Annotated in this window: 24 protein-coding genes; 14 read left to right on the top strand and 10 right to left on the bottom strand. The window is 69.9% G+C overall.

Going from position 1 to position 18,338, the window contains the following annotated elements:
• The first annotated feature begins 95 nt into the window (after positions 1–95).
• Both ABEA62_RS08110 and ABEA62_RS08115 read left to right on the top strand, forming a co-directional pair.
• Positions 96–395: an SHOCT domain-containing protein gene (locus tag ABEA62_RS08110; RefSeq protein WP_286215400.1), complete on the top strand. Its 300-nt coding sequence runs from the start codon at positions 96–98 to the stop codon at positions 393–395.
• Positions 392–1,852, top strand: coding sequence for a multicopper oxidase family protein (locus ABEA62_RS08115; RefSeq protein WP_345379537.1), 1,461 nt, complete (start codon positions 392–394; stop codon positions 1,850–1,852). Before ABEA62_RS08110 ends, ABEA62_RS08115 begins: the two co-directional genes overlap by 4 nt.
• A 14-nt stretch (positions 1,853–1,866) precedes the next feature.
• Here ABEA62_RS08115 and ABEA62_RS08120 read toward each other — a convergent pair whose 3' ends face one another.
• From ABEA62_RS08120 to ABEA62_RS08135, 4 genes are read right to left on the bottom strand one after another with little or no spacing between them, the layout of a single operon-like run.
• Positions 1,867–2,496 (bottom strand): peroxiredoxin family protein, encoded by a 630-nt coding sequence (locus ABEA62_RS08120; RefSeq protein ID WP_286215403.1) that lies wholly within the window; start codon positions 2,494–2,496, stop codon positions 1,867–1,869.
• Positions 2,497–2,499: 3 nt separating this feature from the next.
• Positions 2,500–3,492, bottom strand: coding sequence for a cytochrome c biogenesis CcdA family protein (locus tag ABEA62_RS08125; protein ID WP_286215404.1), 993 nt, complete (start codon positions 3,490–3,492; stop codon positions 2,500–2,502).
• A gap of 1 nt (position 3,493) precedes the next feature.
• Positions 3,494–3,796: a glutaredoxin gene (locus ABEA62_RS08130; RefSeq protein ID WP_286215405.1), complete on the bottom strand. Its 303-nt coding sequence runs from the start codon at positions 3,794–3,796 to the stop codon at positions 3,494–3,496.
• 11 nt (positions 3,797–3,807) lie between these two features.
• The gene (locus tag ABEA62_RS08135; RefSeq protein WP_286215406.1) at positions 3,808–4,644 is read right to left on the bottom strand and encodes a prolipoprotein diacylglyceryl transferase; all 837 of its coding nucleotides are present in this window, start codon (positions 4,642–4,644) and stop codon (positions 3,808–3,810) included.
• A 106-nt stretch (positions 4,645–4,750) separates the two neighbouring features.
• Here ABEA62_RS08135 and ABEA62_RS08140 point away from each other — a divergent pair, with 106 nt between their 5' ends.
• Together ABEA62_RS08140 and ABEA62_RS08145 are read left to right on the top strand one after the other, a co-directional pair.
• Positions 4,751–5,473, top strand: a complete 723-nt coding sequence (locus ABEA62_RS08140; protein WP_425558002.1) for a response regulator transcription factor — start codon at positions 4,751–4,753, stop codon at positions 5,471–5,473.
• Positions 5,470–6,597 (top strand): sensor histidine kinase, encoded by a 1,128-nt coding sequence (locus tag ABEA62_RS08145; RefSeq protein ID WP_345379541.1) that lies wholly within the window; start codon positions 5,470–5,472, stop codon positions 6,595–6,597. The genes ABEA62_RS08140 and ABEA62_RS08145 overlap by 4 nt, the downstream gene beginning before the upstream one ends.
• A gap of 332 nt (positions 6,598–6,929) precedes the next feature.
• On the opposite strand, the gene ABEA62_RS08150 is transcribed toward ABEA62_RS08145, so the two are convergent.
• Entirely contained in the window at positions 6,930–7,586 is a 657-nt protein-coding gene (locus ABEA62_RS08150; protein WP_286215409.1) for a cation efflux transmembrane domain-containing protein, read from the bottom strand.
• Positions 7,583–7,921 carry an ArsR/SmtB family transcription factor gene (locus ABEA62_RS08155; protein ID WP_286215410.1) on the bottom strand — a complete coding sequence of 113 codons (339 nt, stop codon included), beginning with the start codon at positions 7,919–7,921 and terminating at the stop codon, positions 7,583–7,585. The genes ABEA62_RS08150 and ABEA62_RS08155 overlap by 4 nt, the downstream gene beginning before the upstream one ends.
• A 156-nt stretch (positions 7,922–8,077) precedes the next feature.
• Between ABEA62_RS08155 and ABEA62_RS08160 the strand changes: the two genes are divergently transcribed.
• Positions 8,078–8,473, top strand: coding sequence for a hypothetical protein (locus ABEA62_RS08160; RefSeq protein WP_345379545.1), 396 nt, complete (start codon positions 8,078–8,080; stop codon positions 8,471–8,473).
• A 25-nt stretch (positions 8,474–8,498) separates the two neighbouring features.
• Here ABEA62_RS08160 and ABEA62_RS08165 read toward each other — a convergent pair whose 3' ends face one another.
• On the bottom strand, positions 8,499–9,065 hold the full coding sequence (locus ABEA62_RS08165) for a dihydrofolate reductase family protein (RefSeq protein ID WP_345379547.1): 567 nt from the start codon (positions 9,063–9,065) through the stop codon (positions 8,499–8,501).
• Between the two features lie 112 nt (positions 9,066–9,177).
• Between ABEA62_RS08165 and ABEA62_RS08170 the strand changes: the two genes are divergently transcribed.
• Positions 9,178–9,567 carry a hypothetical protein gene (locus tag ABEA62_RS08170; RefSeq protein WP_286215412.1) on the top strand — a complete coding sequence of 130 codons (390 nt, stop codon included), beginning with the start codon at positions 9,178–9,180 and terminating at the stop codon, positions 9,565–9,567.
• 27 nt (positions 9,568–9,594) lie between these two features.
• Here ABEA62_RS08170 and ABEA62_RS08175 read toward each other — a convergent pair whose 3' ends face one another.
• Positions 9,595–9,966: a hypothetical protein gene (locus tag ABEA62_RS08175; RefSeq protein ID WP_286215413.1), complete on the bottom strand. Its 372-nt coding sequence runs from the start codon at positions 9,964–9,966 to the stop codon at positions 9,595–9,597.
• Between the two features lie 360 nt (positions 9,967–10,326).
• Positions 10,327–11,226, bottom strand: coding sequence for an HNH endonuclease (locus ABEA62_RS08180; protein WP_286215414.1), 900 nt, complete (start codon positions 11,224–11,226; stop codon positions 10,327–10,329).
• Positions 11,227–11,285: 59 nt separating this feature from the next.
• On the opposite strand from ABEA62_RS08180, the gene ABEA62_RS08185 reads away from it, so the two are divergent.
• From ABEA62_RS08185 to ABEA62_RS08195, 3 genes are all read left to right on the top strand, one after another.
• Positions 11,286–11,987, top strand: a complete 702-nt coding sequence (locus ABEA62_RS08185; protein ID WP_486304399.1) for an NADPH-dependent F420 reductase — start codon at positions 11,286–11,288, stop codon at positions 11,985–11,987.
• A gap of 51 nt (positions 11,988–12,038) precedes the next feature.
• Positions 12,039–12,620 (top strand): hypothetical protein, encoded by a 582-nt coding sequence (locus ABEA62_RS08190; protein WP_345379551.1) that lies wholly within the window; start codon positions 12,039–12,041, stop codon positions 12,618–12,620.
• Positions 12,621–12,996: 376 nt separating this feature from the next.
• Positions 12,997–13,467: a DUF4262 domain-containing protein gene (locus ABEA62_RS08195; RefSeq protein ID WP_286215417.1), complete on the top strand. Its 471-nt coding sequence runs from the start codon at positions 12,997–12,999 to the stop codon at positions 13,465–13,467.
• Here the strand turns inward: ABEA62_RS08195 and ABEA62_RS08200 are convergent, their stop codons facing one another.
• A complete protein-coding gene (locus tag ABEA62_RS08200; RefSeq protein ID WP_286215419.1) occupies positions 13,468–14,442 on the bottom strand; it encodes an arsenic resistance protein in 975 nt (324 codons plus the stop codon). It lies immediately after the preceding gene.
• Between the two features lie 108 nt (positions 14,443–14,550).
• Between ABEA62_RS08200 and ABEA62_RS08205 the strand changes: the two genes are divergently transcribed.
• The 5 genes from ABEA62_RS08205 to ABEA62_RS08225 all read left to right on the top strand — a co-directional run bounded on the left by ABEA62_RS08205 (position 14,551) and on the right by ABEA62_RS08225 (position 18,326).
• The gene (locus ABEA62_RS08205; RefSeq protein WP_286215420.1) at positions 14,551–14,865 is read left to right on the top strand and encodes an ArsR/SmtB family transcription factor; all 315 of its coding nucleotides are present in this window, start codon (positions 14,551–14,553) and stop codon (positions 14,863–14,865) included.
• Positions 14,862–15,965 (top strand): permease, encoded by a 1,104-nt coding sequence (locus tag ABEA62_RS08210; RefSeq protein WP_286215421.1) that lies wholly within the window; start codon positions 14,862–14,864, stop codon positions 15,963–15,965. Before ABEA62_RS08205 ends, ABEA62_RS08210 begins: the two co-directional genes overlap by 4 nt.
• Positions 15,966–15,983: 18 nt before the next feature.
• Complete coding sequence (locus tag ABEA62_RS08215; protein WP_286215422.1) at positions 15,984–16,220, top strand: thioredoxin family protein; 237 nt, start codon at positions 15,984–15,986, stop codon at positions 16,218–16,220.
• Positions 16,221–16,303: 83 nt separating this feature from the next.
• Entirely contained in the window at positions 16,304–17,290 is a 987-nt protein-coding gene (gene trxB / locus ABEA62_RS08220) for a thioredoxin-disulfide reductase (protein WP_286215423.1), read from the top strand.
• 1 nt (position 17,291) lies between these two features.
• The gene (locus ABEA62_RS08225) at positions 17,292–18,326 is read left to right on the top strand and encodes a metalloregulator ArsR/SmtB family transcription factor (RefSeq protein WP_345379555.1); all 1,035 of its coding nucleotides are present in this window, start codon (positions 17,292–17,294) and stop codon (positions 18,324–18,326) included.
• Positions 18,327–18,338 lie beyond the last annotated feature (12 nt).

Here is an 18,338-nt window from a genome sequence, read left to right on the forward strand (position 1 = left end):
GACTCTTCATCGCTTCTCGACGCGTGCACCATGCCCCCGGGGGCACACTGGAGGGAGACGTTCGCCGCACGCGCGGACGAGACGCGGAGGTCATCATGTGGGGCAATGGATACGGCGGAATGATGGGCGGCGGCGCCGGCATGGTGTTGCTGTGGGTCCTGGTCATCGCGGGGGTCGCGGCACTGATCTTCGCGGTGGTGCAGCTCGCCGGGCAGCCCCGGGATCGGAATGGCCGCGATGGCGTTCGCGCTCAGGTGCGCGAGGTTGCCGAGCCGCCGCGCCGATCGGCGCAGCCCGGACCCAGCCCGCGGCTTATCCTCGAGCAGCGCTTCGCGCGTGGCGAGATCGATGCCGAGGAGTTCACCGAGCGACTGAGGGTCCTGGAGGGCCCGTGACCGTTCGCGTCTCGCGGCGCACCGCGATCGCCATCGGGGCGTGCGGCGCGGGGTCGATCGCGCTGGGTGTGGCCGGTTTGGCCGCGGGCGGAGGCGTCCCTGAGAAAACCCAGCGGGGGGACGATGCCGCGGGTGGGGCCCCGTGGTCCGAGCCAGCGGTCCTGGAATCGAGCGGCGGGTTGCTCGCGTGCGAGTTGCGCGTCGCGGCGGCGCCCGTTGAGGTCGCGGGAGGCGCGGCCCGGATGCTCACCTACAACGGCACCGTGCCGGGCCCCACCCTTCACGTGCGGCCAGGGGACACCCTGCGGGTCCGGCTCGTCAATGAGCTCGACGAGCCCACGAATCTCCACACCCACGGGCTCGAGGTTTCGCCTGCGGGCGCGAGCGACAACCCGATGATCGAGATCGCGCCGGGACAGGCGTTCGACTACGAGCTCTCCATCCCCGCCGATCACCCCTCCGGCGTGTTCTGGTACCACCCGCACCGCCACGGCCTCGTGGCCGCGCAGGTGTTCGGGGGGCTCTACGGAGCGATCGTCGTCGACAGCGACGACTGGTCCGCAGCCGCTCCGCGGATCGCGGTCGTCTCGGACACCACCATCGTGCGCGGGGAGGTCGCCCAGCCGAACGCCGCGGCGAGCGGGGACGGGCGGGTGGGCGACACGCTCCTCACCAACGGCCTCGTCGCGCCCTTGCTCACCGGCGGGCCCGGCGGGGTCGAACGGGTGCTGGTCATCAACGCGTGCGCGACGCGGTACCTCGACCTCGACCTCGGCGGGCGTACGGTCCGGGTGCGCGGACGTGACGGAGGCGCCTTCGAGCCGGCCGTCGAGACGCGCCGCGTCCTGGTCGTGCCCGGCGGACGCGTGGACCTGGAGATGGAGGTCCCCGCCGAGCCCGTCGACCTCGTCGCCCGCGCCTACGCGCTTCATGGCGGCGGCATGGGCGGCATGGGCGGCATGGGCGGCATGGGCGGGATGGGTGCGACGCCCGCGGATGCCACGGTGCTCACGCTCGGCCCCGGCGGTGCGTCGCGCCCCGTCGCGCCCCGTACGTCGCGCCCCCGCCGTGACCTGCGCGACGCGCCCGTCGTCCGTCGCCGGATCATTCGGATGACGGGCGGCATGTCCAGCATGGCCGCCATGACCTTCGATTTCGACGGCAGGCCATTCGACGCTGACCGCGTAGACCAGGACGTGTCGCTCGGGACCGTCGAGGAGTGGGTGCTCGAGAACGCCTCGCCCATGCATCACCCTTTCCATCTCCATACGTGGCCGATGCAGGTGATGGACGCGACTCCCGGAGTCGTCGACGTCCGGGACGTGGTGGACGTGCCGGCCGGCGCCACGGTGACGGTGAGGATCGCGTTCGACCGCTTCGCTGGCGTCACCGTGTATCACTGCCACATCCTCGATCACGAGGACCTCGGAATGATGGGCGTGGTCGAGGCCGGCTGACACGCGACGCCGGCTCAGGCGAGCTTGGCGTTCACGATCTCGAGGAGCTCGGCCGGGTCGACCCACATCGAGGGGTAGTTGCCGTACCACCGCTGGACACCGTCGGCATCGATGAGGACGAACCCGTGCCCGGGCAGACCGGCGTGCATGCCGGTGCCGAGCGTGCCGTATGCGTCCGACACCACGCCGTCGTCGAGGGCGAACGGTGCCTGCACGTCGAGACGGTCGCGGTCGGCGTTGATCTGCTCCGCGGTGTTCATCACGATCGGAAGCACCGCGATGCCCGCTGCCGCGAAGTCGGGGTTCTGCTCGATCGCCGCCATCTGCATGAGGCACGAATCGCAGCCCGCTCCCTCGTTGAAGTAGAGCAGCACCGGGCTACCCGCGTAGTCGGCGAGCGACACCTCGCCGCCGTCGCTCAGCGGCAGCGTGAACGGCGTCGCCTGATCGGCGCCGGTCCCGGTCTCGGGACGCGCGGACAGCAGGGCCGCCGTCACGAGCCCGGCGATCAGGACGAGCGCGCCGAGCCACGCCAGCCGCACCCGCAGCGTGCGCCGCCGCTGCTCACGCTCACGCGCGGAGCCGGTCTGCGTGAGCAGCCTGTCGCGCTCCTTGTTGAGTCGCGTCGTGGATCCTGACGTCATGGGTCACTCCTTGTCGGTGGCGGGCGGCGCGGTGTGCACGGCGTTATCGCGTTGGTCAGTTGGGGACGATGCTGGGGCTGGGATGGGCGCCGCCGGCGCGAAGTCGGCCTTCCGCTCGGCGGTCCTGCGCCAGGGCGTGCGACGGTCCGCGATCGTGCCCCACACGAACACCGCAGCGACCGCGATGAGCGCGGCAGCCTGGACGGGCTCGGGGATGGGGCTCAGGGCGTCCTGCACGGTCCCGAAGACCCGCGTCAGCGCGTCGGAGGCCCATGCCTGTGCGGCGGTGCCGCCGGTCATGCCGGGCGAACCCGCGAGCGAGATGATGAAGGCGCCCATGACGACGAAGGCGACCGCGACCACCACGTTGACGGTGTTGGTCACGAGCGTGCGCCCGGCGACGGTCAGGCGGACCGGGCGGGCACGGAGGAACCGCTTCTCCCCGAGGCGCGCCTTGTCCCACACCAACGCCATGATGAACAGTGGGAACACCATCCCGAACACATAGGCGAGGCCAAGCACCAGGCCCCCTGCGGCAGATCCGGACAGCACCGACAGCGTCATCACTCCGGCGAGCACCGGCGCGCAGCAGCTCGACGCGATTCCCGAGAAGACGCCGAGGGCGAAGAAGCTGGCGCTGTCGCCGCGGCTGGTGTCCGGCGCGCGCAGGAACGACGGCAACGACCACATGCGTCCCGAGATCGCGAGTCCCGCGAGCGCGATCATGAGCAGTCCGCCCGCCCAGTACAGCGGCGCATGATACTTGGCGATCGCGCCGGAGAGCAGGCTCATGCCCAGCGTGATGGGCACCAGCACCACGGCGAGACCTGCGGCGAAGATGAAGGTGAGGGGCAGGAGCCGCCAGCGGCGGTTCTTGACGGCCCCCGCGAGGTAGCTCGGGGCCAGGAAGACGATGCAGCACGGCGCGAAGAGCGCCACACCGCCCGCGAAGAACGCCGCGACGATGCTTCCGGTCGCGAGAAGCTCGGAGCCCATGTCAGCGCGCCTCGGCGACGGCGACCGCGGCGTCCGTGTGCCGCTCGAGCAGCCTCGCCAACTTCTTGCGCGGCAGGCGGCCCGAGCTGAAGAACTCGCCGTCCACGACGACAAGGGGATTCATGGCCGGGCGGTGCCGGGCCACCAGCGCGGCGCCGGCGGGGGACTCGAGTTCGACGGTGGTGATCTCGAGCGGGTAGCGCGAGGCGAAATCGTCGAGCGCCGCGGCGGCGTCCTCGCAGAAGTGGCACGCGGGGCTGTGAACGATCGTGATCTGCGTGCGATGCGACGGGGCGGAAGGCAAGGCGGTTCTCCTCACGGTGTTGGGACGCCGCCAGTGTGCGCGCGGGCCACCGCAGGATCGACTGGCGTTTCGTGAACATTCGATGAAGAGTCGCGGGCGTGAGCGTGCTCGCGCGGTCGCGTCCTTCGCAACGCGTGGGTGGCCAGCGCGATGCCCGCCGCGACGCTCACGACCGACCACAGTTGCGGTTGGGTGAGGCCCCACCACGCGGGCGGGTTGGTCCGGAGCAGCTCTACGCCGAACCGGGCGACCCCGCTGAGGACCAGGTACGCGGCGAAGACCGTGAATGGTGGGATCGCGCGGCGGCTCAGGGCCCAGAGGAGGGCGGCGATGATGAGGGCGGCGCCCGCCTCGTAGAGCGGCGTCGGATGCACGGCGACATCGCTGGGCAGCATCCCGGCCGTCACCTTCATGCCCCATGGCAGTGTGGTCGGCTTGCCGTACGTGCCGTCTCCCGAGAACCAGCATCCCGCTCGGCCGATCGCGTAAGCCAGGCTGAGCGGCACGGCCGTCGCGTCGACGACCACGCCGAACGGCAGGTGACGCCGTCGAATCATGATGAGGGCGGCGGCGGTGCCGCCCAGCAAGCCGCCGTACCAGGTGAACCCCGAGCCGCCCAGGTCATGCGGCGTGACATCGGGCAGCCGCTCGAGGATGAAGTAGATCTTGGCGCCCACGAATCCCCACACCGTCGCCCACGTCACCAGGCCATACGCATCGTCCCTCGCGAGGCCGTGGCGCCGGAACGCACGCGCGAGGACGTACGCCGCCACGATTGCCGCGGCGGCCTTGCTGACTCCGTACGTCTGGACGTCGAGACCAAGGATGGAAAAGAGGATGGGTCGCATGCGGCCATCGTGGTGGCGCCGCCCCGTGCGGATGCCGGGCGTTTGGTCAACGTTCGATGAAGGTTGGCGCCGCCGGGGTCGCGGGACGCGTGGCGGTTCCGCGACAATGGTGCGCATGACGGCATCAGCACCCACGCACCTGCGGGCCCTCGTCGTCGACGACGAGCCGGTGCTGGCCGACCTCGTCGCCGGCTACCTCTCCCGCGACGGCTTCGAGGTCGAGCGCGCGGGCGACGGCGAGACCGCGCTCGCGAGCGCCCGTGCCTTCGATCCGGACGTGGTGGTCCTAGACCTGGGCCTTCCCGGAATCGATGGCCTGGAGGTGTGCCGCCAGCTGCGAACCTTCTCGGACAGCTACGTGGTGATGCTGACGGCTCGGGCCGACGAGCTCGACACGCTCGTGGGGCTGTCGGTCGGTGCGGACGACTACATGACCAAGCCCTTCAGCCCTCGTGAGCTCGTCGCGCGGGTGCGGGCCATGCTGCGGCGCCCCCGCGCGGCGGCGGGCCCGGCCACCGACGAGCGCGTGGTGACCGTCGGTGATCTGGAGATCGATCTCGGGGCTCGCGAGGCGCGCGTCGGCGGCGACCTGGTCCGGCTCACGCGCACCGAGTTCGATGTCCTTGCCGCCCTCGCCGTCCGCCCGGCGCATGTCATGACCCGTGCCCTGCTGTTGGAGGCGGTGTGGGGAGGTGGATGGGTCGGCGACGAGCACCTGGTGGACGTCCACGTGCTCCACGTGCGGCAGAAGCTGGGTGACAGCGCGGAGCAGCAGCGGTATGTCCGCACCGTGCGCGGCGTGGGATACCGGATCGGCACCGGCGAGTGACGCGCGGCGCCATCACCCGAGGCGGGCTCGCCCCCCGCCTCCTCGTCGCGATCGGGCTGGTGCTGGCGACGGCGGCGCTGACCGCATGGCTGGTCGCGGGCGCGATCGGACCGTCGATCTTCCACGCGCACCTGCTCGCCTCTCAGGTGGACGACCCCGACGCCGCGGTCGAGCATGCCGAGCTCGCGTTCCGCACCGCGAGCGCGGTCGCTCTTGCGCTGTCCCTCACCCTGGGTGCGGCGGCGGCCTTCGCCGTGAGCGTGGTGCTCACCAGGCGCATCGGTCGCTCGCTCGCGTCGGTGGCCACTGCGGCGCACCGCATCGCCCAGGGCGCGGTGGGTGTCAGGGTCGAGAGTCCGGATATGGGCGCGGAGTTCACCGCGCTCACGGACGCGTTCAACCGCATGGCGGACCGCCTCGACGAGTCGGAGCGGCTCCGTGGGCGGCTGATCTCCGATGTCGCGCATGAATTGCGCACCCCGGTGGCGACCATCAATCTGGCGCTCGAGGCGCTCGAGGACGGGGTGGCCCAGCTGACCCCTGCGACGGTCGAGGTGCTGCGTGCGCAGGGGAACCGCCTGGTCCGACTCAGCGAGGACCTGGCGTCGGTGACGCGCGCAGAGAGCGGCGCGCTGACGCTCGATGTCACACAGACGGAGCCGGGCGACCTGCTCGAGCAGGCGCTCCTCGCGGCCCGCGATCGCGCCGCGCAGGCGGGCGTGGACCTGGTGCTCGACGTCGAGCCGGGGCTACCACGGATCACCGTGGACCCCGACCGGATGGCGCAGGTGCTCGGCAATCTCGTCGACAATGCGCTGCGTCACACGCCACGCGACGGCCGTGTCGCGCTCGCCGCGGTGCGGGGCGACCACCCGGGTCACGTGGTGCTTTCGGTCACGGACACCGGCACGGGAATCGCGGCGGAGCACCTGCCGCACGTGTTCGAGCGCTTCTATCGCGCGGACTCGGCTCGCGACCGTGAGCATGGTGGCTCGGGGGTGGGGCTCGCCATCACGCGTGCGCTCGTCGAGGCGCACGGCGGCCGGGTGAGTGCCCACAGCGTGGGACCGGGCGAGGGCGCGCGCTTCGAGGTCACGCTTCCGGTGGTGGCGCCGGCCAGCTGACGGCGGTCGATGGTGCCTCGGTAGCGCGCGGGCCGTTGGGCTCGCGACGCGGGCGCGACGAGCGTCGCACTGGGAAGAGCAGCAGCACCGCCCACACCGCGAGACCGACGATGGCGCTCCACGTGGCGGCGATGATCAGCCAACCCGCGAGATCCATCGGCCCGCACCACGGCAGCATCGGACCCTCCTTTGCGGGGCGCGGCCGCGCGGGCCGCCAGCGTGGCGCCGGATGTCGGCGCCGGTCTCCATGGTCCAGATTGCGGGTCAAGATAGGACGCCTACCGGATGAAGGTTTGCTGTAGAAGTGCCGTCGCCGGGGCGCCCGTCGAGGTTCAGTCCCCGTCGCGCTCGAAGAGGACCTCGGCGGAGCAGCACGAGTCGCCGTTCCACGCCTCGATGCCCTCGCGCACCGCGAGCCCCGCGATCACGAGCGCGGCGGCGTAGTCCGCCCACCACCAGCCCAGCACCGAGTTCGCCAGCAGCCCCACGAGGAGCGCGGCCGACATGTACGTGCACAGCAGCGTCTGCTTCGAGTCCGCGACCGCCGAGTGCGAGCCCATCTCGTGGCCCGTGCGGCGCTGAATGAGCGACACCGTGGGCATGATGAGCAGGCTCGCCACGGCGACCGCGATGCCGACGCCGGAGTGCTCGGGCGCGTGGCCCTCGACGAGGCCGGTGACGGCGTCGAACGTGACGAATGCGGCCAGCCCAAAGAACGATGCCGCGATCACCTTGAGCGCGATGCGCTCGCGCTCCTCGGGGCGCGGTCCGGCGAACTGCCAGGCCACCGCCACCGCCGAGGACACCTCGATGACCGAGTCGAGCCCGAAGCCGATGAGCGCGCTGGATCCCGCCGCGGCACCCGCCCAAAGTGCGACCGTCGCCTCGACGACGTTGTAGGCGATGGTGAAGCTCACGAGGATGCGGATGCGCCGCGAGAGTGTGGCGCGCCGGGCGGCCGAGATCACCGGGTGGGCGTGAGTGGTCATGCGAGCGCGCTCCTTGCGTCGGTGGCATCGCAGTGCGCGGGGTCGACCGCGAGCACCACCTGTTCGAGATCGGCGAGGGCGTGGCCCAGCCGCGAGTCCGCGAGTTCGTAGCGGGTGCGTCGGCCCTCCGGAGCGGCCACGACCAGACCGCATCCGCGCAGGCAGCGCAGGTGATTCGACATGGACTGGCGCGAGACCTCGAGCCGCTCGGCAAGGTCCGCGGGGTAGGAGGGCCCGTCGCGCAACGCGAGCAGGATCCTGGCGCGGGTGCCGTCGGACAGGGCGTGTCCGAAGCGCGTGAGCGCCTCGAGTGGGGCAGCGACGGTGATCGTCATACACCGATAGTACATCGCCTGATGTATCGAAGCAGCGGCGCCCGCACGGTCCCCGCATGGCGCTCGAACGTGCCCCGCGCGGCGCCGACCCGACCGGGACCTCGGGTGTCCTCGGACGCCTCGCGGATACGGAATGATGCTCCGGTGACTGTTGCGATGGACATCGAACCCCGTACCTATTTCCGGTCCTTCGAGTCGGCGCTGGCGGACTTCCGCCCCCCGGCCGAGAACATCGATCAGATCGTCGAGGTGGTCCGCGACCTCGACTTCGAGCACGTGTACATCCCCGAGTCGCGCGCCTTCATCGCGCTGGAGCCGCGCGGCGGCGGCGCCGCGATCGCGTACATTTCGCACGGCTACATCGCGCTGCACCCGCGCGACGGCGAGAACACGTGGGTCGAGCTCCCGTCGCACCAGCTGCGTGCCAAGGGCTTCGCGGAGGTCGCGACGGAGGTTGCCGCGGCATCGAAGAACGCCGAGCCGGTGGTCGCCACGTGCCCCGAGTGCTTCACCAACCTGCCCGCGACGGGCCGCTGCGACTACTGCTACTGAGCGAGCCGCGGCGGCGCGCCGCCCGCTACAGGACGTCGTAGACGAGCGTGACGTGGCCGGTGTCGAACGTGTGGGTGTCGACGTGACGCAGAGTGCGGGCGTGGCGCAGGCCGGGGGTTGCGGTGCGGCCCTCGCCCAACAGCACGGGGACGATGCGCAGGCGCACCTGGTCGACGAGCTCGGCCTGGAGCAGGGCGCCGCACAACATGAGCGAACCCCATACGACGATGTCCCCTGAGTAGTGGCGCTTGAGCCGCGCCACGGTCAGGCGCGGCTCGCCGTTCTCGACGGTCGCGGAGTCGTAGCGTCCCCACGGGGCGCGGCTCATCGTGTTCGACACCACGTGCTTGGGCAGGCGGTTGATGGGCTCGGCGACGGCGTCGTCCTCGACGGTGCGTCCCGGCCAGTAGTCCTCGAAGAGCGCGTACGTGTTGCGTCCGAGCAGGATCGCGTCGACGTGCTCGAGCATCGCGAGCTGGTCATGGTCGGTCGAGTCGAATTCCGTGGCCATGTCCATGAAATCCAGGTTCCCGTCCAGGCCCGATGCGAACCCGTCGACGGTGACAATCTGCTCGATGATGAGGCGCCCCATAGGGTCAGACTAGGGCCGACGCCAGCCCGGCATCGGCCGATGCACACGTTCGCCCCCAGGGGCGCCATTTTCGTCCTGGGCGCAATCGCGCGAAACAGCGGATGATGGCCCTATGAACGCCGCCCTGGAGTCCGAGTCCCGCACCTATTTCGAGTCGTTTGAGGCGGCGTTGACCGACTTCGATCCGCCCGCCAAGAACCTCGAGCCGATCCGTGCGGCGGTGGCCTCCGTCAAGTTCTCGCGCGCCTACATCCCGAACTCTCGCTCGCACATCGGGCTCGAGGCGGAGGACGGCGGCCCCGACCTCGCGTTCGTCGGCGCCGGCTTCGTGGCGCTTCACCCGCGCGGCGGCAAGAGCGCCTGGGTCGACCTGCCGATCGCGCCCACGCGCGCGGGCGGCTACACGCAGAGCCGTCGCGTCGAGTTCGACCGCCCGGTCGCGGCGTGCGGCACGTGCTTCACCAAGCTTCCGGCCACGGGGGTCTGCGACTACTGCGGCTGAGCTTGCGCCCGAGTGCGCCGCGGCCTCTCACTCGAAGATCAGCATCATCAGCCCGCTGAACAGGTTGATGAGGGCGAATCCGCCCACCACGATGCCGCCGACCAGGACGGGCATGCGTGCGCCCGGCTGAGAGTCGGCGACCGCGCGGCGGCTGAACAGTGCGGTCACGAGCAACGGCCACGCGAACGTGGCGAGCGCCGCGGTGAGTGCGAGTCCCATCACCCACCGCGGTGCCGCGGTGGTGGCGACGTCGTACCCCATCCACCAGGGCACGGCCTGTCCCACCACGAACGCTCCCACAAACGCGACCGGGTAGAGCACGAGCGACCACCACGCGAGGCGCAGGTTCCGCGAACCGCTCGTGCGGGGTGCCGTCGAGTGAGCGCCCGCCGTGGTCATGGCGCACCTCCTGGAGAGGCGCCTCGGTGCGCCGGTCGCGCGCGCACTTGGCCGGCGCGCAACCGCGCCTCTCACCAGGGACGATGCCGAGGCCGGGGTGAGTCCACGGGTGGCGGTGCCGATTGGGATGGCGGTGGTGCTCGCGCTCGCGGGGTACACGGGCGAGAGCGGCCCCAATCCCGACCCCTCTGCACCGCGGCGTTCCGGCGTTCTCTGTGGTGCCGCGGTGGCTCGAGGATGCACAGTTGCCGGTGACGCACTACGTATCCATTTCGGACGACGCAGGCGACTCGATCGAGGAGGCTGGAATGCCGAATCGGCGCGATCGAGGTGTGGCTGGCAGGAGTACGGCGAGCGAGACTACCTGGGAACCGCGTCGAGAAACTCCTTGAACGTAAGCCCGAGCCGGTAGGGATCGGGCCGGTCGTTGCGTCGGCGGGGGACGACGGCGAGCGTCTGCCCGGGAAGCCGCTGGAGTGCGTGCTCCCACACAGGACCGTCGGAGACCTCAAGAACGTCTGGACGCACGTGAAGGCGCAGGTCCTCATCGATTCCGACGTACTTGTTGTCGTACGCGCGGTGGTGGATCGAGCACAGCGCGAGGCCGTTCTCGACAACCGGTTGACCGTTCGGGTCCTTATCTCCGCGAATGTGGGCGGCATCGAGGAGCGTCGCCTCAGGCAGGCCGCAGATCGAACAGCTGGACTCGTAGGCCGCCATGACGATTGCGCGAAAGCGTGGCTGGTGGAGCCGGCGGTCGACGACCGTCGATGCCCACGCGCGTTCAATGACCGAGGACGATCCGCCTATGAGTTGATCGCCATCCAGAAGTGACACAACAAACTCGCGCCGGTTCACGAAGTCGTCGATCGGCAGGACCGACCCGATCGCGAGGTACACGTTCCTCACTGGCTTGTAGAAGTACAACGCCGGGACGCCATCGCGAACCGATTGGCTCAGCTTCTTGTTCGACGGATCAATGGTGCCGTCTCGACGTACTGAGTATGGATAGGTCCAGAGACCTGGTTCGGACTCTCGGTTCGGATAGCGCCCGCGCTCGACGCGCGTGATCGACAGTGTGTGAGCCCAGCCGTCGACGTTTCGAATACCCCGCCCTTGCGAATCGACAAGGGGAAGTCGCTCGCCGTCGATCGTGTAGTTGAGAAGCCAGTCGCGCGCTAGTGGTGCTTGACCGCCACCGCTCGCTGCCATGACATCGGCATAGATGCGTGCGCGAGTGGCCTCGCCGTCCTGAATCACTCCCGCAGCTTCCCAGCAAGATCCACGCAAGGCAACCACCGCATCGTTCCGCCACACCACTGCAGGAGCACCCTCACAGGAATACCCACGCGCCTCGCGAGGTTCCGCCCACCATGACCACTATCGGAATCATCGGCGCCGGACACATCGGCTCGAACGTCGCTCGCGCGGCCATCGCCAAGGGCTACGACGTCCTCGTCTCGAACTCGCGTGGCCCCGAGTCGCTCACCGCGCTCATCCACGAGTTGGGTTCGCGCGCCGAGGCCGTCGACGCGGCGCAGGCCGCCTCGGACGGCGACATCGTGGTGGTCGCGATTCCGCTGGGCAAGATCGCGAGCCTGCCTGTGGACGCGCTCGCGGGCAAAACCGTCATCGACGCCAACAACTACTACCCGCAGCGTGACGGCCGCATCGAGGCGCTCGACACCAACGAGAAGACCACGTCCGAGCTCCTGCAGGACCTCGTCCCGAGCGCGAAGGTCGTGAAGGCCTTCAACAACATCTACGCGGCCCAGATCCCCACCGATGGCTCGCCCGCCGGCACTCCGGATCGCCGCGCGCTGCCCATCGCGGGTGACGATGAGTCCGCCAAGGCGCACGTGATCGCCCTGCTCGATGGCCTGGGCTACGACGCCGTGGACGTGGGTCCCCTCGCGGAGTCGTGGCGCGTCGAGCGCGACACGCCGGCCTACGGCAAGCGCACCACTCGCGCCGAGCTCGAGGCGATCCTCCCCACGGTCGAGCGCGTCCAGCAGCAGTAGCGGGGCGCGCCCTTCAGGAGTAGCGTTTGCCCCATTAGCAGGGGGGTCAGTATGTATCCAGGCGTGTATCCCGCGGCTCACCAAGGCGCGACGCCCACGAAGGATCCGGTGATCGGCGGGCTCACGCCCGGCGGTGACACCTCGGAGCCGGCGAGCAATCATCCGCGCCTGTGGGTGATCTGGGTGTCGATGGCGGCGGTGGCCGCCGCCGCGGTCGTGGCGTACCTCCTCATGTTCGCGCCCGCGGGCGATGACTCCGCGGCGCGCGCCGCTGCCGCCGAGCAGGGAATCCTCGTGGTCGACGAACCGGGCATTCGAGTCACGGAGATCGAGGGCGGCTTCCGCGTCACCCGCGAGATCGAGGGGGATGGCGTGGTGCTCACGTCGTTCTACGACATCCTCACGGCCTCCGGCCCGCTCGCGACCGGGGACGATGCCGGGGATTGGGATGCCATCTCCCTCACCGGGGCGACGGCGTACCTCGAGCGGGGCGACCTGCCCCGTCTGCACGTGGAGGCGGGCTCGCACCTCTGGACCGTAGAACGCGGGCTGCAGGATGTCACGGTCGTCGAGCCTAGGCGGGACACCTGGCCGGACTTTGCGACGATTGTGAGCTTCGACCCGAGCGCGTGAGCAGTGCCCCCATAATGGGGGGCTTGCAGGGTGAATGGCGCACTGGGACGCTCGCGTCATGCCCGTGTTCCGCAGCGCGATCTTGGTTGCCATCGACCTCGTGCCGGCAGTCGTCCTCGCCGCGAACGAGCAGCAACGCCGAGTGGGTCGGCGCAGGGTGGTCGCGGCATGATCAAGTGGCGCTCCCATCGTGAGGACGCGTGGTCCGTGACGCCCCTGTGGCGCTGGACCTGGGGAGCGCCCGGACGCTAGCTCGATGGGCAGTCGATGCCCCCAACTCGGCACGGCGCCGGCGCTCTCCACAGATTCACGTCGGCGCGCCTGAGGGGCCGCGCCCCGATGCGAGCCTGATCGCATCACGACGGGAGGCGGCGGCATGGCGCGCATGGACGGTCCCGGTGGCTATGGCCACCTCGAGCACCTCATCGCCCGGCACGGGTGGGCGGTGCAGGCGGTGATGGCTGACGGCGAATCGCCCCCGTACGCCTACACCGTGGGTCTCGAGCGGCGCGGGCTCCCAGAAGTGATCGTGTTCGGGATCCCGTACCCCGACTCGCTGGGCATCCTTAACGAGTTGGCCCGCCGTGCGACAAGCGGCGAGGTAGAGCTGGTGGCCGGAGCTGTGGTGGATGGCCTCAACGACATCGGCGTGCGCATGGCACTCGTCGATGTCGACGACTCCGGCGGCCACCTCCTTGCGGCGAACACGCATGCCAAACACGGCGTGCGGCCCGTGCGTGCCCTTCAACTCGTGTATCCGTCTCCCGACCTGTGGGGCCCGTGGCCATGGGAGCAGCAGGACACCGCGCTGCCGTTGCTGGGTCCGGTGCCGGCGGCGCTGTCGTGATCAAGTGGCGATGAGCCGCGGCACCAGCCGCACCAGCGCGACGAGCACCGCGAGCTCCATGAGCGTCTGTGTCACCACCACCACGGGGGTGAGCTCGAAGCCCGGGCCGAGCGCGAGGGCGAGCGGCAGCACGACGAGCGAGTTCCGGGTCACGCCGGAGAACGTCAGCGCGCGCCGACCCGCCACGTCGAGTCCCGCGACGCGCCCCGCCGCGGCGCCCATCGCGACCATCGCGCCTGCGAAGGCAACGAACACCATCGCCGCGGGAACGAGCGCCGCGAGATCGCGTGCCACGCCCGCGATCTGCGACGCCACGACCAGGCCGAGGGTGAGAGCCATCAGGGGAACCATGGCATCGGCCCCCGAGCGCGCGACCCCGTGCCCGACCCGGGCCACGCGTGCCCGCCCCGAGCGCGAAGCGCGCTGCACCACCGCCGCGGCCGCGAGCGGCACGGCTATCAGCCACACGAGCGCCTCGATGAAGGGCTCCGGCTCGACGGGGGCGGCCACCTCGGGGCCCGCCATGAGCCACAGGTACGCGGGAAGAAGGGCCATCTGGATGACCAGCAGCAGGGGAGTGGCGGCAAGGAGCCGCTCACGCGCACCCCCGGCGAGGTCCGTGAACACGATCACGTAGTCGATGCACGGAGTGAGCAGGACCAGGAGCACGCCCACCAGCACCGCGTGATCGTCCACCACCAGGCGAGACAGGCCAAAGGCGACCAAGGGCGCCACCCCGAAGTTCACTGCGAGCACCGCACCAAGGAAACGTCGGTCGCGTGCGGCGTCGCCCAGGCGTCCCAGGGGCACGCCGAGGAATGTCGCGAACAGCGTGAGCGCCAGCACTGGGGTGGCGAGGGTGCCCGCGGCGTCGGCGGAGGAGGGTGCCGCGAGGCCCACGGTCGCTCCCGCCGCGAGTGCGGCCGCGTAGACCGCTACCTGGTGGCGCTCGAGCACGGCGGCGGTCACGGGCATGCGCGCATCCTCCCAGATCGACGGCGCGCGCCCGCAGTCAAACAGGCCGGCAGTCGCACGGGACCGAGGTCCCACCGGAGCGCCTCGGTGCGGCGAGACACTTCAATTGTGATTGGTTCAAAGGTTCTTGAACAGTACGCGGCCGACGCGGCGCTGTTGGGTGCGATCGCGGACCCGATTCGCCTCCAGCTCATCGCGCAGCTCGCGGACCGTTCGTCGTGCGTGTGCGACCTGGTCACCGAGCCCGCCGTGCCGGGCAACCTCCTCAGCTATCACCTCAAGGTGCTGCGCGAGGCCGGACTCATCGAGGGCACGCGACGCGGCCGCTGGATCGACTACTCCCTCACCCCTGACGCGCTCTCCCGTCTGCACGACGCCCTGCCCGCCCCGCTGCGGACCCTCGCGCTCGCGAGCCGGCCATGACCGCGCCCGCGGAACGCCCCGCCCCGCCGTCAGATGGGCGGTCAGGTGGCGCGCCCGCCGCACCCCGCACCACGGCGCGCCGAGCGCTGCGCCGCTGGAGCATCGTCGCCGTGGTCGCCCTCGCCTGGTGGGCGCTGTACTCGGTCAACAAGCCCTGGTGGGACCTGGTCCTGGGTGACTGGCTGGGACTCGACCTCGACTCGCGCGTGGGCGGCGCGGTCCACTTCTTCCTCTACGACACCGTCAAGATCGCTCTGTTGCTCACCGGGATCATCTTCCTGGTCACCGTGCTGCGCTCCTTCATGAGCGTCGAGCGCACGCGCCGACTCCTGGGGGGCAAGCGCGAGGGCGTCGGCAATGTGGCCGCCGCCGGACTCGGGGTCGTCACGCCGTTTTGTTCGTGCTCGGCGGTGCCCGCGTTCATCGGTTTCGTGTCCGCCGGGGTGCCGCTCGGCGTCACCATGAGCTTTCTCATCGCGAGCCCGCTGGTCAACGAGGTCGCGATCGCGCTCCTCCTAGGCCTCTTCGGGTTCGGCCCCACCGCCCTGTACGTGGCCGCCGGGCTGACCATCGCGACGGTCGCGGGCTTCATCATCGGGCGCCTGAAAATGGAGCGCTATGTCGAGTCGTTCGTCTTCGAGACGCACCTGCGCGGCCAAGCGATCGACCCCGCCCTGGGCCTCCCGTGGGACGACCGTCTGCGCATGGGCGTCGAGGAGGCGGGCGCGATCCTGCGCCGAATCTGGCCCTACCTGCTGGTCGGCATCGGGATCGGCGCGTTCATCCACGGCTGGGTGCCCGAGGACTTCTTCGCGGAGCACGCCGGCGCCGACAACCCCTTCGGCGTGCTCGTCGCCGTTGGAATCGGCATTCCGCTGTACTCGAATGCCGCGGGAGTCCTGCCGCTGCTCGACGCGCTGGTCGCCAAGGGCCTGCCGATGGGCACGCTGCTCGCGTTCATGATGGCCGTGGTCGCGCTCAGCCTGCCCGAGATGGTCCTGCTACGCCGGGTCCTCAAGCCCCGGCTCATCGCGGTGTTCATCGCCATCACGGGCGCGAGCATCATCGCCGTCGGCTACCTGTTCAACGCCATCCTCTGACACGCAAGGAGCACTGCCATGCACATCAAGATTCTCGGCCCCGGATGCGCCAACTGCACCCGCCTTGAGCAGGTCACCCGCGAGGCGCTCGACGCGCTTGGTCTCGAGGCGACCGTCGAGAAGGTCACCGACGACGGCGAGATCGCGGCCTACGGCATCATGCGCACGCCCGGCCTCGTGGTCGACGAGCAGGTGGTGGTCGCCGGTCGCGTCCCCACCGCCGCGCACGTGCGGGAGTTGCTTGCCTCGCACTAGGCGGGAGCCAGGATTCGGCCGATGCGGGTGAACAGTGGGTGACAAGGGTTGCCTTCTGCTGTGACCTGCGTCTAAATAGAGACATGTCGAATCAGCGTCAGCTCATCATTGTCGGTTCTGGTCCTGCCGGGTATACGGCGGCTATTTATGCGGCGCGTGCGGGGTTGGCGCCGTTGGTGGTGGCGGGGTCGGTGACGGCTGGTGGGGCGTTGATGAACACGACCGAGGTGGAGAACTTTCCTGGGTTTGTGGAGGGTGTGCAGGGTCCTGAGTTGATGGAGACGTTGCAGGCTCAGGCGGAGCGTTTTGGTGCCGAGGTGCTCTTTGATGATGTGACGGAGCTTGATCTTGTCGGTGATGTGAAGCGTGTGGTGACGGGCATGTCGGGTGAGTACACGGCTGCCGCGGTGGTTCTCGCGACGGGGTCGGCGTATAAGGAGCTCGGTCTGGATGATGAGAAGCGTCTCAGTGGTAAGGGTGTGTCGTGGTGTGCCACGTGTGATGGGTTCTTCTTCCGTGACCAGACGGTCGTGGTCGTCGGTGGTGGGGACTCCGCGGTGGAGGAGGCGACGTTCCTGACGCGGTTCGCGTCCAAGGTGTATCTGGTGCATCGCAGGGATGAGTTGCGGGCGTCGAAGATCATGGCGGATCGTGCTGCGGCGGATCCGAAGATTGAGTTCGTGTGGAACTCCGAGGTCACGGGTCTGGATGGTGACGTGAAGCTCGAGGGTGTGCGGATCCGTAACCGTGTGAGTGGTGAGGAGTCGACGCTGGCCGCGACGGGATTGTTTGTCGCGATCGGTCACGATCCTCGCTCCGAGCTGGTCAAGGGACAGGTCGACACCGACAGCGAGGGCTACGTCCAGGTGATCGGGCGGACCACCGCGACCAACGTGGAGGGTGTGTTCGCGTGTGGTGACCTGGTCGACAACCGTTACCGCCAGGCCATCACCGCCGCCGGCTCGGGCTGCGCCGCCGCCCTCGACGCCCAGCACTACCTCGACGGTCGGGAACACCCGGCCGCGGCATCGTCCCTTGACACCTCCCCACCCCTCTCCATCGGAGCCTGACATGACCGCCACCGCCGCCGTTTCGGAACCGCACCCGGCCCACGAGGGCTGCGTCTCGATGCATCTGGAGGCGCACACGATCGCGCCGGACATCGCGGGTCGCGCCGCGACGGTACTCAAGGCGGTCGCGGACCCGCTGCGGCTGCGGATGGTGGCCCTCATCGCCTCGGCACCCACGGGCGAGGCCTGCGTCTGCGACCTCACCGAGCTTGCCGAGGTCACCGGGCCGACCGTCTCTCACCACCTCAAGACCCTCAAGGACGTGGGGCTCGTCACGTCCGAGCGACGCGGGACGTGGGTCTACTACCGGGTCGCGGAGCCGTACGTCCCGACCGTCCGCGCGCTGCTCGAGACCCTGGTGCCCGCGAGCGCGACGCGCCACGTGGTCCACGAGCAGGGCGAGCTCGAGCACGTCGACCGCGCCCTCGATGCCGTGATCCGCGACCTCGCGGAGCGCTTCCCCGAACTCGGTGCGCCGGCGGCCGAGAGGATCGTGCGGGATAGCTACACGTCGCTCGCGCGCCGCGCGACCATCCGCCAACACCTGGTCCCCTTGACGCGCCACTTCGCGCGCCAGCGCCTTGAGGATCTGAGGCGCGCCGCCTCGCCTGAGGGTCATCCGCCGCAGGTGCTCTTCGTGTGCGTGCAGAACGCCGGCCGTTCGCAGATCGCCGCCGCTCTTCTGCACCGCTACGCGGGTGACAAGGTCGTGGTGCGCTCCGCCGGATCCGCGCCCGCGGCCAGCGTCCACGACGCGGTGCGCCCGCACCTCGACGCGCTGGACGCCGGCGAGGCCGCCTTCCCCAAGCCCCTGACGGACGATGCCGTGCGTGCGTCCGACGTGGTCATCACCATGGGTTGTGGCGACGTCTGCCCGATCTATCCGGGCAAGCGCTACGAGGACTGGCAGGTGGGCGACCCCGCGCTGGCCTCGGAGGCCGGTGTCGCGGCGATCGTCGACGACATCGACGGTCGCGTCCGCGAACTGCTACGCCAACTCCTTCCCGATCTCTCCTTGCCCGCCACCCGACCGTAGACAGGACACCTT

It is taken from the genome of Demequina sediminis, assembly GCF_039545075.1.
Taxonomy (GTDB): domain Bacteria; phylum Actinomycetota; class Actinomycetes; order Actinomycetales; family Demequinaceae; genus Demequina; species Demequina sediminis.